At 42.4% G+C, this 15,004-nt stretch carries 13 protein-coding genes; 6 read left to right on the top strand and 7 right to left on the bottom strand.

Annotated features, from left to right (window positions below):
• Positions 1–112: 112 nt before the first annotated feature.
• On the bottom strand, positions 113–985 hold the full coding sequence (locus tag F9817_RS17200; protein ID WP_161157393.1) for a hypothetical protein: 873 nt from the start codon (positions 983–985) through the stop codon (positions 113–115).
• A 313-nt stretch (positions 986–1,298) separates the two neighbouring features.
• On the opposite strand from F9817_RS17200, the gene F9817_RS17195 reads away from it, so the two are divergent.
• Positions 1,299–2,948, top strand: coding sequence for a BCCT family transporter (locus tag F9817_RS17195; RefSeq protein WP_161157392.1), 1,650 nt, complete (start codon positions 1,299–1,301; stop codon positions 2,946–2,948).
• Positions 2,949–3,355: 407 nt separating this feature from the next.
• A complete protein-coding gene (locus F9817_RS17190; protein ID WP_161157391.1) occupies positions 3,356–3,685 on the top strand; it encodes a hypothetical protein in 330 nt (109 codons plus the stop codon).
• A gap of 101 nt (positions 3,686–3,786) precedes the next feature.
• Here F9817_RS17190 and F9817_RS17185 read toward each other — a convergent pair whose 3' ends face one another.
• Positions 3,787–4,455, bottom strand: a complete 669-nt coding sequence (locus tag F9817_RS17185) for a YiaD family glycine zipper/OmpA-like lipoprotein (RefSeq protein WP_161157390.1) — start codon at positions 4,453–4,455, stop codon at positions 3,787–3,789.
• Positions 4,456–4,899: 444 nt separating this feature from the next.
• Between F9817_RS17185 and F9817_RS17180 the strand changes: the two genes are divergently transcribed.
• Entirely contained in the window at positions 4,900–5,214 is a 315-nt protein-coding gene (locus F9817_RS17180) for a hypothetical protein (RefSeq protein WP_161157389.1), read from the top strand.
• A 45-nt stretch (positions 5,215–5,259) separates the two neighbouring features.
• Here F9817_RS17180 and F9817_RS17175 read toward each other — a convergent pair whose 3' ends face one another.
• Complete coding sequence (locus F9817_RS17175; RefSeq protein ID WP_161157388.1) at positions 5,260–5,619, bottom strand: diacylglycerol kinase; 360 nt, start codon at positions 5,617–5,619, stop codon at positions 5,260–5,262.
• Positions 5,620–5,841: 222 nt separating this feature from the next.
• Between F9817_RS17175 and F9817_RS17170 the strand changes: the two genes are divergently transcribed.
• Together F9817_RS17170 and F9817_RS17165 are read left to right on the top strand one after the other, a co-directional pair.
• Positions 5,842–7,050, top strand: coding sequence for a glycosyltransferase family 9 protein (locus F9817_RS17170; RefSeq protein ID WP_161157387.1), 1,209 nt, complete (start codon positions 5,842–5,844; stop codon positions 7,048–7,050).
• A gap of 224 nt (positions 7,051–7,274) precedes the next feature.
• The gene (locus F9817_RS17165; RefSeq protein WP_161157408.1) at positions 7,275–8,861 is read left to right on the top strand and encodes a phosphoethanolamine transferase; all 1,587 of its coding nucleotides are present in this window, start codon (positions 7,275–7,277) and stop codon (positions 8,859–8,861) included.
• A 46-nt stretch (positions 8,862–8,907) separates the two neighbouring features.
• Here F9817_RS17165 and F9817_RS17160 read toward each other — a convergent pair whose 3' ends face one another.
• A complete protein-coding gene (locus F9817_RS17160) occupies positions 8,908–9,144 on the bottom strand; it encodes a hypothetical protein (RefSeq protein ID WP_161157386.1) in 237 nt (78 codons plus the stop codon).
• 453 nt (positions 9,145–9,597) lie between these two features.
• Between F9817_RS17160 and F9817_RS17155 the strand changes: the two genes are divergently transcribed.
• Complete coding sequence (locus F9817_RS17155) at positions 9,598–11,451, top strand: purine-cytosine permease family protein (RefSeq protein ID WP_161157385.1); 1,854 nt, start codon at positions 9,598–9,600, stop codon at positions 11,449–11,451.
• A gap of 73 nt (positions 11,452–11,524) precedes the next feature.
• Here F9817_RS17155 and F9817_RS17150 read toward each other — a convergent pair whose 3' ends face one another.
• The 3 genes from F9817_RS17150 to F9817_RS17140 all read right to left on the bottom strand — a co-directional run bounded on the left by F9817_RS17150 (position 11,525) and on the right by F9817_RS17140 (position 15,004).
• Positions 11,525–12,367, bottom strand: a complete 843-nt coding sequence (locus tag F9817_RS17150; protein WP_161157384.1) for a mechanosensitive ion channel family protein — start codon at positions 12,365–12,367, stop codon at positions 11,525–11,527.
• A 291-nt stretch (positions 12,368–12,658) separates the two neighbouring features.
• A complete protein-coding gene (locus tag F9817_RS17145; protein ID WP_161157383.1) occupies positions 12,659–13,519 on the bottom strand; it encodes an NAD(P)-dependent oxidoreductase in 861 nt (286 codons plus the stop codon).
• A gap of 144 nt (positions 13,520–13,663) precedes the next feature.
• The gene (locus tag F9817_RS17140) at positions 13,664–15,004 is read right to left on the bottom strand and encodes a cytochrome c (protein ID WP_202436504.1); all 1,341 of its coding nucleotides are present in this window, start codon (positions 15,002–15,004) and stop codon (positions 13,664–13,666) included.

The raw sequence follows: 15,004 nt of genomic DNA, 5'->3' as shown, positions 1-15,004 counted from the left end.
CGACATATAAACTCTTAATTCTAAGTTTTCACGCTGAACACTAACGTTAAACTGCTCTCCAATGTAGTCATCTTCGTGGCATTGCCCCATGCTACTTTGGAGTAATTTATTCTCAATTCTCATTATGGAGATATGCCATAAAACGAGCGTGTTTAGCTCGATAATCAAACGCATCTTCAGCGATTAACTCATCCACTTTTTGCCCGATCCAATCTAAATTGACGGTCAAACGTATCGCATGGTCAAGTTGCTCAAAGCGAGGCAAGGAATCTGAAACAATCATGATCACCGCAATAATAATTTCAATCGTGTCTCTCACCTGTTCATCCGTCACGCTTTTCTGTCCAGATTTCATGTCGAGACTTTCAATTAAAAAATGAATTTGCGACATTAAATTACAGACCGGACAGAAGTGCTGCACTTTCCCTAAATAGCGCTGGTATGTTAATAGAGAGCGTTGGATAACTTGCGAGGCATTATCGGCAGGTAACAACACATACTGCTTGAGACTTTCTTGTCCCGAACTCAAGCGAAAAACCACCTGTATCCGTTCACACCACTCTTTATCTTGGCTTTGTTCCGCACTGCTGTGCACTTGAGTCAGTAATTGCTCTAAATTGATGTTAAGACCATTAAGATCCGTGTGTGGATGGGGCAGAAAGTCGAGACCAAAATGACACACCAATAACCCTATTAGGTAATCGGTGTTTTCTTGCAAATAGCGATCAGCCGTTTTATTTTGTTGCGCGTTTTGCTGCAAGCGGACAATAAACTGGGTGAGTTGATTAATTTGATCAATCAACAGGGTTTTAAATGAAGCGGTTCGGTCGATAATGATACAGTAACTAGGTTGTTCTAAGTTACTAAAAACGCTTGATAATACGCGTCTCACCCAAGTTTTACCGTCAAACTCGACACCGACAGGGTTCATTACTGCAGAAAAACCTGACAATGTAACAATACCGTTTGCTAAAGGCTCATTCATAAACAGGTCCAGTCTCCATGCTTAATTCAAGCGACTAACAATAGATAACTGACCTTGTTAATGTATAACCAAGTAACCTCAAGGTGCTATTTGTTGAGGTCATTGGGATATCTGTGGCTTATTTTTAAGTACCACTTGGTAGAGTAATCCTAGACCACGCCCAAATATTGTTCGATATCATTTGCATAAATTTTTCGATCAAACTAACTAGTTTCTCAATTTCGTTCATCGTTACAGTATAAAAAATACAAAAACAGTGAGTCCTCATCTACTCTTAATTCTGTTAATTATTTGTTTAGAGGGGCAATAATTCATGAGTAGTGATAATAACGATAATGGTGGCATCCCAGAACCAAGTGGGAAAGCAAACCCTATCGATACCGATTACACCGTGGGACAAGATAATGTGGTGGTGTCTGTTGGCCCCTTTGGGCTTGATATTCATAACCGCGTCTTTGCTATTTCAGGACTTGCTATCGTTATTTTCGTGTTTGCCACATTGATATTTCGCGAGCAAGTCGAACCTATTTTTACATCACTAAAAGGTTGGTTAGTCACTCACTTAGATTGGTTCTTCCTTTTATCGGGTAACATTTTTGTCATTGTCTGTTTAGGCCTGATTGTCTCGCCGCTCGGAAGCGTCCGCATTGGTGGCACCGATGCTACTCCTGATTATTCCTATTCAGGTTGGCTAGCCATGCTGTTTGCTGCAGGGATGGGGATTGGATTGGTGTTCTTTGGTGTGTCTGAACCCATGTCTCACTTTAGCACTGCCTTAGCCGGAACAACGGTAGAAAATGGCGTCCGAACCGATTGGGCTCCTTTAGGTGGAGCATTGGGCGACACCAAAGCAGCGGAAGCATTAGGCATGGCTGCAACCATCTACCATTGGGCATTACACCCGTGGGCAATCTATGCATTATTAGCGTTAGGCTTGGCAATATTCTCCTTTAACAAAGGGCTGCCACTTACGATGCGTTCGGTTTTCTACCCGCTGTTTGGTGAAAGGGTTTGGGGCTGGACTGGTCACATTATTGATATTTTAGCCGTAGTCGCGACCGTATTTGGGCTCGCAACTTCACTGGGTTATGGCGCCTCGCAAGCGGCGACTGGATTGAACTTCTTATTTGATATCCCATTAACCGATACCACCAAAATAGTACTTATCATTTGTATCACCGCCATGGCCCTCACCTCAGTATTAGCGGGCTTAGACAGTGGGGTCAAACTGCTGTCTGAAGTTAACATGCTCTTGGCTGCAGTGTTGCTGATGTTTATTGTCATTGTCGGCCCGACCTGGGACATTTTAAGTGGCTTTGTTAACAATATCGTTAACTATGTTGAATATATTCCTGCACTATCGATGCCATTTGAGCGTCAAGACGTTAACTATTCGCAAGGGTGGACGGCCTTCTATTGGGCATGGTGGATTTCATGGTCACCATTTGTGGGCATGTTTATCGCTCGAGTTTCCCGTGGCCGTACTGTCCGTGAGTTTATTACTTGCGTATTGATCGTCCCATCCATTGTGTGTGTGTTCTGGATGACTGCATTTGGTGGTACAGCAATTAGCCAGTATGTCAATGATGGCTATGATGCGGTCAAAAACGCAGAGCTATCATTGAAACTGTTCTCAATGCTAGAGGTCATGCCTTGGCATGCCATCACATCTTTTGTCGGTATTGTTTTGGTAGTGGTGTTCTTTATCACCTCTTCAGACTCAGGGTCTTTGGTTATCGATACGATTGCTGCAGGTGGTAAAGTGGATGCGCCAACTCCACAACGAGTTTTCTGGTGTACGTTTGAAGGTTTGGTCGCCATTGCCTTAATGCTCGGAGGGGGGCTAGCAGCTGCTCAATCGATGGCTGTTGCCACTGGTTTTCCATTTACGATTGTATTGTTGGTCGCCACCGTGTCACTCATTAAAGGTCTAATGAGTGAACCTAGAGCCAATAAACCATAGCAGACTCATTTATCAGTGACATCCCGGACAAAAAATGGCCTATTCTGTTTTGAATAGGCCATTTTTGTTGTGCATTATTGTCCCTTAGACCTTAATAAGCCACACAATCATTGTATTAATATTTGCTAAAACATGATCCGACCAGACATTTTTTGTCCCATCACCACTCAATATTGACTGTTTCAGAATTATTTTTGTGTTACCGTATAAAACACTCCAATATGGCTTAGATTTCATAAATATCTCTATGTTTAGAGTCAATCAAAAAGCCAAACATATAACAATCTGTTTTCTATATCACTCGTGATTTATAACCATGAGGAATAGTAGAGAACAAACAACGTCGGTAATATCATGAAAATAATGTTTATTGATCATAATGGTCTCCACTGGCTAAGGAGTCCGCTATGATATCTTTGCGAAAAAAAAGCTCATCTGTAGAAAAGGCTCGTGAGAAGTTCGCAACACTCTTAATGCTAGAAGTCATTACATCCAAAAATAAACAAACTATTTGTAGGAAATGCCAGTCGGGTGAATATGACGAAACCGATTTAGAGTATGACTTTTTTAAGTTGCTAAAATCAGACGCTATTCCTAATTTTCCTCATCGTTCGGATATGACATTACCTAAATTGCAACGACTACTCGCTCGTATTGAAAACATTAACTTCGAAATGGGTTATGAGTTACTACTTAAGTGTCCAACTGGTCAGTGCGCGCAACACCACTTTCTCTAGGTGTCTTTTAGCATGTTACTCTCTGTTATCACCTCATTATCCATGGTGACAACGATCGTTTGCCCACGAATACAAAGTTCGTGGGCGTGCTCATCATAAATTTATTGATTTGGCGTGATTTGAATTTCAACTCGACGATTACACTTTCGCCCTTGAGCTGTAGCATTACTGCATAACGGTGCATTCTCACCATGACCATAAATACCGATACGCTGAGGCGAAACATTTTGATTAATCAGGTATTCACGGACCGAATTTGCACGACGCTCAGATAAAGATTGGTTATAAGATTGGCTGCCAGTGCTATCGGTATAACCATTAATTCGCAAGCGGGTTTTCGGATACTCCACTAACACTTTAGCTACACCGTTCAATGATTTATAAATACTTGAATCTAAGTGGTAAGAGTCACTATTAAAGCCAATACCATTTTGCATGACCAATTTAATCTGGCTATCGTTGACACGTTGAACTTGAACACCTGAATCAAGTAAAGATTTGCGCAATTGGGCTTCTTGACGATCAAAGTAGTAACCGACGCCAGCGCCAACTGCAGCACCACCAGTTGCACCGATTAACGCGTGCTGACGACGTTCCGTCGCATTACCGCCCGTTGCTAAGCCTGTTAATGCACCCACAACAGCGCCAACCACGGCACCTTTAGTGGTAGAGTTTGTCTCATTTTCACCTGTTGTTGCATTCTGCCGCTGGGTGGCTTCACAACCAGCAAGTGTGACTGTTGCAATTAACAACATTGCCCATTTTTTCATTGTTTATCCTATTTAATGTGTATCTATACCCAAATGACCTTAAGCGGCTGTTGCTGCGAGAATGTATTTGCTCTTAGGCACAGCTCTGATTTAAAGATAGAGTCATTCTACGTTGAAAATATACATGTAGTTTGATCACCATTTAGGCACCAAACATAGAATAAGTAAATGATAGAAAACAAAGTCATACAATTGCAATATCATTTATAAGATTCCGTTAACATCGGCGCAAGTGCCTAATATCTCCTTGCATCAATAAGCTTACATATTTAGATACATATCTTTACTCTGAAAATGTGCAAATATCTCTATAATGCCATGCATACCGAGCAAAAAGTTGCCCGCAGTAACGAAATTTAAGTAAACCTTAAGAATAAGGCGTTAAGCTCATACTCAGTTGAAGTTGATATCCATAACAATGGAAAGCGTAGTTGGGAGACAAAGATGGGAATCATGCAAAACATCGCACTACCAAAAGTAGCCAAAGACTATCCGAGCTTAAGCCGTAAGATTGTTTTACATATTACTAACGGCTATGTACCTGATATGGTATATAAAATTGATGCAAGTGATATCGATTCTGCTTGTCAGAAACGCAATGGTAAAACCCAACAAACACTCATTGAACTTTATGAAGATTACGTTCAATTGCTCTATTTAATTGCACAAACTCAATGTAATCCATGTTATCAAACGCAACTTAAAGAAGAGCTGAAAAAGACACTCGCGTCCATTTATCAAATGATCCACATTAAATGACGTCAAACTAACGCTCAATCATACTTGAGCGTTACATTGATAGTTTTACGCCAGTAAAATCGCTCCCCAAACACCCATCGCGAATAAAATGGATATCAACACCGCAGCTGAACCTAAATCTTTCGCACGACCGCTTAACTCATGATGCTCAGGTCCTATTCTATCGATAGCCGCTTCAACTGCTGAGTTCAGTAATTCAACGATCAACACCAAGACCATAACACCAACCATCAAGATCTTATACGTCACTGATTCATTCGTCATCAACGCAATAATAGTGCACACCACAAACGCCAGAGACTCCTGACGAAATGCCGCTTCATGTACCCAAGCAGCTTTTATTCCTAAATAAGAAAAATACGCCGCTTTTACGACTCGTTTAATCCCTGTATTTCCTGGTTTCATTACGAGCAACCCTTAATTTTATGCTCAATATTGTTCACGCTCTGCTAAGCGAAGATGGATGGATAAATTACACAGTATTACTTAAGAAACTCTTAATAATCATAGCGTTTATTAAATACTAGGAAATCGACCAAAAATTTTCATTTGATCACTCTCTTAAGTAAATCTTAACTCTCAGTATCTAATATCGATGCCTTAGACACATAGCAAAGAGCTTGCAGTATGTATAAATTAAACCTCGACTCATTTTTGACTTTTAAAACCGTGTTACGTCGCTTTGATAAGCAACGAAAAAAGACGATGCTATCGCTATTAAGTAAGATGACGAGCTATTTTTTTGCTCAACCTTCTCACGCCATGTTGATCAAACCTGCTGCAGTAAAAAGCGTCGTTGTGGTCAGAAACAATAGCCGTTTGGGAAATACTGTTTTTTTGATTCCATTTCTCAAACAACTCAGAGAAATATTGCCAGAGGCGAACATTACTTTAGTAAGCAAAAATGAGTGGCAACAGGATCTGCTTCAAGACTGTGGAGTGGATAATTTTTACTTTACTCATCTTAAATTTCGTAGTGCATTCAGATCTCTACGCCAACTATTGAGTTTAAAAAAACAAAGTTTTGATTTGTGCTTGATGCCATGTGGATCTGCGCAAGATGCATTCACATGTGCGTTTATCCGTTCTGTAAATAAAGTCTCCTTTAAACACCGCCATTATCAATTCGGTTTTACGCACACGTATCCCAAAAGTACTCTGTATCGTCACGCAGCCTTGCAACCATTGAGTTTATTAGCTCAAATGTGGTCTATCCCTCTTTGCCCACTAGATCACCACCTTGGCTTAAATGATAATGAACTAGAACTGGGGTTATCCGTTCGCGCTGCAATTGTCGATAAATCATCACTTTGTATCGCGTTTTTTCGCGGCGCTAGAGGAGAAAAACGTCTAAGTGATGAGCAATGGCTAACCATCATTGAACGCTGCAATCGCACTTCTGCTCACCCGATCACATGGGTCGAAATACTTGGCCCTGAAATTAGTCAGCCATTAGAAGGCGATATCTGTCACTGTCGTTCAACCGATCTTCGAGAACTCAGTGCATTTTTTTATCATGTCGACGGTTTTATCAGTTGCGATACTGGGCCTTTGCATCTTGCGGATAGCGCTGGCGCAACCTGTATCGGGCTCTATTCACATACAGATCCTGCCACCTATGGTCTACTCGGTTCTCGCGGTTTAACTGTTTCAGATATCGCAGCGTTCGATCCTAAATTGGTCTTAAATCATATTGTGCGAGTGAAACAAGACACCACTCAATCACAAACCGTTTCCTCTTTTTCCGAGCCGATTGCGAGCGAAAAAGATCTGAATCCGCTCAACACGACCACGTCGCCCCCAATTAAAGCTTCTATTTCATCTATGCCATGGTGAACAAAAGCGTTGGGCATGAGTCTGCATTCTCATGCCCTTTTTTAATGGCGAAAAAGACCTGCCGCTTGAGGATAGCGAATCAACTAAAATAACGGGAAAGTCCCCTAAGTATTAAGTCAATCTTAAGGTTTGCTCAATACACTGAGTTCAACTTGTCTAGTATCAAAAAGGTTATGACATAGATGAACATCAATGTTACTCGCATTCCAAGAATATCTCTGACTATGCCATCGCTCATCGTGCTCCTCGCACTCTATTTTGGCACGGTAATGAATTACCCGGTGATAAAAAAAATTTTCGAATTAAGCCATAGTGTTAGTGACGTGTCGTTCCCTTACACCGCGCCGCTGTTCCTAATTTTTTGCTTTACAATTATTTTTTCTGTCTTTGCAATCCCATACTTTTTTAAACCCTTTATGGCGTTCGTGATTTTGACGTCGGCAGCAGCGCTTTACGCCCAAATGAGCTTTCATACATTATTTGATAGTTCCATGATGGAAAGTATATTTGAGACTAACAGCTCTGAAGCTGCGTTTTATCTCAATAGCGCTTCTGTTGGCTATATGTTGATACTGGGGCTTATCCCCACCGTTCTGGTTTTTTTAGTGAAAATCAAACCTCAGTCTTCATGGAAAAAAGCGGCCATCACACGTGTTGGCTTGGTTGTTCTTGCTATCGTCGGAATCCTGTTAATTGCGGCGACCAACTACAAAAATTACGCATCCGTAGGACGTAACAATAAATATCTGAATAAAATGATCATTCCTGCTCATATTTATAATGGTGTCCGTTACTTTGATAAAACGTATTTTGCCAAAACCTACCCTTATAAGCCCCAAGGTGAAGATGCGAAGTTAATGCCTAGTGCCAATGGTAAGCCGACATTAATGGTGGTTGTGCTTGGTGAGACTGCTCGTGCGATGAACTTTGCGCAAAACGGTTATCAACGTAACACCGATCCTTATACCAAAGATATGGGGCTAATCTCTTTTAAACATGTGTCATCATGCGGAACCTACACAGCTCTTTCCGTTCCTTGTATGTTCTCCAACCTAAACCGAGATAATTACGATAAAGAACGCGCCAGAAGCCAAGATAACGTACTCAATGTAATGAATCATGCTGGCGTAGAACTGATGTGGTTTGATAATGATGGGGGTTCAAAAGGCGTTGCGGATAATCTTCCTCACCAGAGAATTGATGGTTCTTTAAAAGATGTCGATTGCAACGGCAGTACTTGTTTTGATGAGGTCATGCTGAAAAAAGCACAAACCTTCATCAACAAAGACACGAAAAACAAATTACTGGTGTTACATACTATTGGTAGTCACGGCCCCACCTACTGGCAACGTTACCCGAAAAGTCATGCCCCTTTCCAACCGGCATGTGACCGTAGCGATATAGAAAATTGCAGCGATAAAGAGATTAAGAACGTCTATGACAATACGTTGGTTTATACCGACTACGTGCTATCGCAAGTTATTGAACAACTGAAACAAGCCTCTAAACAGTACAATGTGATGATGACCTACATTTCCGATCACGGAGAATCGCTTGGCGAAAATGGCCTGTACTTGCACGGCACTCCATATTCAATCGCGCCTGTTGAGCAGACTCATGTTCCATGGCTAGTGTGGATACCACAAAACTATGCGCAGCAAAAACACATTAATAAATCGTGTTTAGAGAACTTAGCGACAACTCAGAATCTCTCCCACGATAATTTATTTCATTCTCTACTCGGCCTATATGGTATTCAGACCAGTGCAGATAACAAACAGCTTGATATAACTGCGAAGTGTCACGCATAAGAAATCAGCAAGCCTCAACTATTTAAATGGTTGCGGCTTGCGTCATCTATGGCTCTAATCGAGTTAACAATAATTCGCGCCGTAATTCCAAAATTTCCTGAATATACTTATCTTGATTCGCAATACCAAAGTGGGTGGCGTAATTTTTGACCATCGCAATTTCATCTGGTCTTAGTTGGTACACTTCACGTTTTAATACTGCTTCTGCTTCTTGTCTTATTAAGCCCTGATTTTGGAGTAATTTTATAATTTCTTTATCAGCATCTGCTATTTTTCTAGCCATAACGTCCTTCACCAAAAACGACTAATGCATTGCGTTTAGTACAATGCCACAACTTGTTTCGGGCACACCCTACAATGAGATAATGACAGTATAGTGACATTATCTTGGGTCGTGACTCAGTCTCACAAATAGTCCGTGCTCTGCTATATTTATGCAGTCCTCATCACAAAGATACTGTTCATAATGAATTTTTTTGTTAACTGGCAACGCTCCTTTTTAACTTTATATCTATTGATATGTTAAAAAAGATGTCTTATTTTGAATAAGTCTATGATTGATATGTAATCAGCTGTAACGAGAAAAGCCTCTAAGCTTTCCGAAGCAGCACCCCGATAAAAGTAGGATTTGTCGTATCGCATCGGTATCTACGTACCTAACTTAATACCCAGCTCTTCCGTCTATTACGAATAGCAGGTAGAACGCTACGACCTCATTTTTTTGGAGTCTGCATCAATGAGTCAGCAACAACGAATACATCACCAACCTGGTCCACAATTACCCAAACATAAGCGTCGCTATCTGCGCAACGCGATTCCCCCAGCAGCTCGTCATGTTAAGGGCTGGCGTTACTTCGCTGGTTTATTTGGCGGAGAGCATATCGCTGCCACTGAATTTGTCATTGGTGTCACCTTTGTCACCATGGGGGTCGGAACTAAGGAACTGTTACTAGGCCTTTTAATTGGTAATCTACTTGCCGTTGCCAGTTGGATGATTGTGACAACCCCCATTGCCGTTGAAACCCGGCGATCTCTGTTTAGTTATTTAGAACAAATCACTGGATCGCACTTCAGCAAAATTTATAACAGTGCCATTCTGCTCTTCTATGGTTCACTCGCAGCCGCCATGATTACCGTCTCAGCTTATGCTGTGCGCTTTGCTCTCGATTTGCCAGTGCAATTAGAAGCCTACCCAACGTCGATTGCCTTTATTATCGTCACCCTCTTGCTCAGTGCCGTTGTGGTGATTGTTGCTGCGCGAGGTTTTGAGGCAATGGCGAACTTTGCCACTATCTGCTCACCTTGGATGCTCACCTGCTTTATCTGCGGTGCAGCCATCGCACTTCCGACCTTAGCGATGCATGTTCATGGCAGCACAGAAGTATCGAGTTTTTCCGATTTTCTTTCTGTTGCTCGTGACTCTATCTGGACTGGAACAACACCAGAAGGCAATCCCGGTATATCAACTTGGGAAGTGGCCGCCTTTGCTTGGGCAAATGGTGCAATGGTGCATTTAGGTCTTATCGATATGGCGACCTTCCGTTTTGCACATCGTAAATGGTATGGGGTATTTTCGAGTATTGGTATGTTCCTAGGTCACTATATTGGCTGGATTTCATCTGGTCTAATGGGCGCAGGTGCAGCGGTATTAGTCGGTAAGTCACTCATTAATCTCGACTCCGCTGATGTTGCATTCGCCACTCTCGGTTATGTGGGGTTACTGGCGGTTATCTGCGCAGGCTGGACCACCGCGAATGCCTGTTTATACCGTGCAGGCCTTGCTGCAAGTGCACTGATGCCATCCATGACACGCAGTAAAGTCACAGCGATTATCGGCATTGTCATTGCTGTTGCAGCTTGTTTCCCATTCGTTGCACAATCGGTGATGCCGTTAACTGTTTATGGCGCTATTTTGCTCAGTCCAGTTGGCGCAATCACCATTGCAGAACATTACCTACTCCCCAAACTTGGATTAACTCGCTACTGGTCACGCTATTTGGGGCAAAAACTCAACCTTGCCGCCCTTTTAGTGTGGGGGATTGCTCTAGCCTTTGCAGTTACGATGGTTGTGACTAACGCAATCAGCTTTTACTACATATTCTTGCCCGAATATTTAATCGCCTTAATTCTATATCCTATTGCTGCAAGCCTCATGGGCGCAAAAGACTCGTGGCCTACACATGAAACTCGTCAAGAAGAGAAAGAACAAGTATTGATTAATTTTGAGCAAAAACGCCTTGCAGAAAACGCGAACAGTGACGATGAAGAGGAAGATCCATCAGATGCTCATACGGCAAATATCGCCAAGGTATTACTGGTCGGTGCTGGTGCCATCTTAATCTTTATGGTCGTTTTAGCCGTGCGTTTAGTGTGCTTAGCACCGAGTGGTGAAGCATTAAAAACCATGCAACAAGATTACTTCTACACCGCCATTGCGCTTACATTTGCGTATTTTGTGATTGCATTCTGTGCCATGCGTGTGACAGATGGCCCATCGGATGAAGAGGAAAAATCTACACCTCAAACCACTCAAGACACTGCTCAGCAGCCATTGTCATCAGCGCCGCCAACAAACTCGCCACAAAGCTGATGACTGTTCTTCAACAAAAAGCGCCACTTCAAAACGAAGTGGCGCTTTCATTTAAGGCTTAATTAGCGTGTTCTTACAATGATGGCATCCCATCTTTATTAGTCACCGTAAGGTGTAGATCACGCTGTGGATAAGGAATACTTAACCCCGCCTCTTCGATCTTAGGCTTAATTTGACGTTGAATACTCCAGTATGTATCCCAGTAGGTATCAATCGGGCACCATGCACGTAACTGAAGATTCACTGAGCTATCAGCCAACATCTGCACGAGTACCTTAGGTGCGGGATCTTGTAATACTGCTTCGTGGCTTAAGGCCAACTCCTTGAGCACATTGAGCCCCACTTCAATTGAATCATCATAAGAAATGCCGACCGTAATATCCATACGGCGACGGCTGTTACGGCTGTAGTTTTTAATCGTCGCGCCCCATACAATCCGGTTTGGACTAGAAATAAATAAACCATCGCCGGTTTCCAGAATCGTCGTAAACAAACCGATATCTTTTACGCTGCCAGACAAACCGCTAAACTCAACGAATTCGCCCTTTTTGATCGGCTTAAGGATCAACAGCATAATCCCTGCAGCGATATTACTTAGGGTGTCTTTCAACGCTAAACCAATCGCTAAACCTGTCGCACCGACCAATGCCACTAAACTCGTTGTGTTCACCCCAAACAAATCCAAAATGATCACAATCGCGATTAAATAAATGGCATACGAGGTCACTTTCGAAAATAGGCGTGACACGATTTCATCACTGTTGCTGATTTTCATGATACTAGCAAAGACAGCTTTGCGTATTAGCTTAGAAATCACGATGGATAAGACGAGCACCATGACTGCAAGCAGCAAGTTTTTCAGAGTATCCATGATGATAATCTGATGTGTGGAATAAAAATTAATAATTGCGTCCATATATACTCCAAAAACCGCAAATTAACGGCTTTCATTGTTCCTCTTCGGCGAAATATCACTGCAAATGAAAGAATTTAATGTTTCGTGAATATTAAGCATAGCTGATGTAACAACCGATAAACACCACATCTTTATTAAGGATAAACATTATATTTATCAATATCTTTAATATTAGGACTGACAGGTTCTGCACAACACACTAAACGGGTGAGTGAGTGATTAACACGCACAAAAAAGCTCAAGTAAAAAACTTGAGCTTATTAAGTAATACTGGGCAACGATGATGCGCGCTTATTTCATAACTTTATACAGCGCAGCAATATCTTCGTCAGCATACCCCTCTTTGCGAGCCAGTTTAAATGCCTCATTAGTTGCTGCTGCTGTTGGCATCGGATGGGCTAATTTATCTCCTAACTCAACAGCCAAACGCAAATCTTTTTGCATATGTTTTAATGGGAAACTTGTCGTGTAATCCTCTGCAAGCATCATCGCCCCTTTGATGGCAAACATAGGGTTGGCCATGGCACCAGCGCTTAATACTTCTAAGATTTTTTCACCCTCTAATCCAGATTTCATCCCAAGCGACATACCTTCACTAAAAATACTCAGCATGCCCCCCATCATCATATTCACAACCAACTTCATGTTGGCACCTTGTCCCACTTCGCCAAGATACGGCGACATTTTCCCCATCACTTCAAAAGCGGGCACCGCTTGTTGATACAAAGATTGATCACCTGCCGCTAAGATAACTAAGGTACCATCTTCAGCTGGTTTTTTCGTTCCCGATACAGGCGCTTCTAAAAAGCGACCTCCAGCTTGAGTCACAGCGTTGCCAATCTCTTGTGAGGTTGCGGCGTCCACTGTCGACATATCAACATAACCGCGTTGATGACCAATACCAGCGGCAACACCATCTTCACCCTGACAAATCGCCAAAGCTGCCGCTGGATCGGAAACCATAGCAAATGTGATATCACAGGTAGCGGCGACTTCTTTAGGCGAATCGCCATGTTTAGCCCCTAAAGCGATAAGTTCTGCACATTTTTCTGGATTACGATTCCAAACAGTGACGTCAAATCCCGCTTTTACCAAATTTATAGCCATGGCTTTGCCCATAATACCTAGGCCCAAAAATCCAAAACTTGCCATGATTTACTCCTTATTGTAATTGTGTCTCAGCCTATATCCATGGCTGAATCGTCGAAATTGGTACCATTATGCTTGATTACGTACATATAAAAAAGTGAGGTCATATGACCTCACTTTGGCGTTATAAAATACTTTTATTAAGTGTTATTCACTCACTCTCAGAGCCTTCACATCGGATGCTGAGATATTGGCGTCTTTTGCTCCATACGTTTTGGTTAAGAAATTCACAAGTGTTGCCACTTCTTTATCACTTAAGTGTTGACCAAACGCTGGCATCATTACATCACCAGAAGCAGTGTGACGCTTGACGCCATGCAAAATAACCTGAATTAAGTTGCCAGTATGTTCGCTACCGATGACGCTATTATGGTAAAGCGATGGATAATAACCATCCGGTGAGCCGCTACCATCAGCATCATGGCATACACTACAGTTGCCCATGTAAAGTGAAGCTCCTGGCATTTTTTTACTCGCAACATCAACAGGAACACCGCGCAGTTTCAGATCTTGAGAAACCGGCTGACCTTGTTCAAATCGTGACGGTTTATTTTTGTCATCATTAAATGGCGTGACTGATCGCAGGTACGTCGCAATAGAGTTGAGATCACTATCCGTAAGATACTGAAAACTATGCTCAACCGCTTCTGCCATTGGACCGGCGGCTTGTGCCTTACCCGGTACAGAGCCAGTTTTTAAATATTGTACGATTTCAGCCTGACTCCACTTACCAATGCCAGCCGTCTCATCACTGGTGATGTTAAACGCGTGCCAACCACCCAGATCTGATCCCGCAAGAAATGAATGCTCTGTCTCATCGCTAGCTAACGACTGCATTGCCAAACCCCGTGGTGTATGGCAAGTACCGCAGTGGGTTGCCCCCTGCACTAAATAAGCACCGCGATTCCACTGCGCACTTTCATCTGGTTTCACTCGATATGCCCCTTGTTTATGGAACATCCAATTCCACAAAGCCAGTGGCCAGCGCATCGACATAATAGCCGGAATATCATTCTCTCTATTTGCTTGATGCACCGGTTTAATTTGGTTCATAAAGTAATCATATAAAGATTCGATATCGGCATCGGATAACTTAGTGTATTCCGTATAAGGCATCGCTGGGTAAAGGCGACTGCCATCTTTACGAATCCCTTCACGAAGAACGCGACGAAAATCCGCCAATGTGTAACGACCAATCCCAGTCTCTTTATCTGGAGTGATGTTAGTGGAATACAGAGTGCCCATTGGTAATGGCATGGCCAACCCACCTGCAAACGGCTTATCTGTTTGCGTCGTATGACACGCGGTACAATCAGACATTTTAGCGATGTACTCACCGCGAGACATTCCCTTCGGCACCTTGGTAGTGCTGAGTTGTTCAATCTTAGGTGGATTTACCGTTTTAGGTGCCAAAACACCAGAGACAATCGCGCCCACGACTGCTAATCCCAAAAGAACCACAATCATTAAATAGTGTTTTACTTTCAT

It is taken from the genome of Vibrio eleionomae, from assembly GCF_009874545.1.
In the GTDB taxonomy this organism is placed as follows: Bacteria; Pseudomonadota; Gammaproteobacteria; order Enterobacterales; family Vibrionaceae; genus Vibrio; species Vibrio nitrifigilis.
This window is presented reverse-complemented; position numbering and strand designations above follow the sequence as displayed.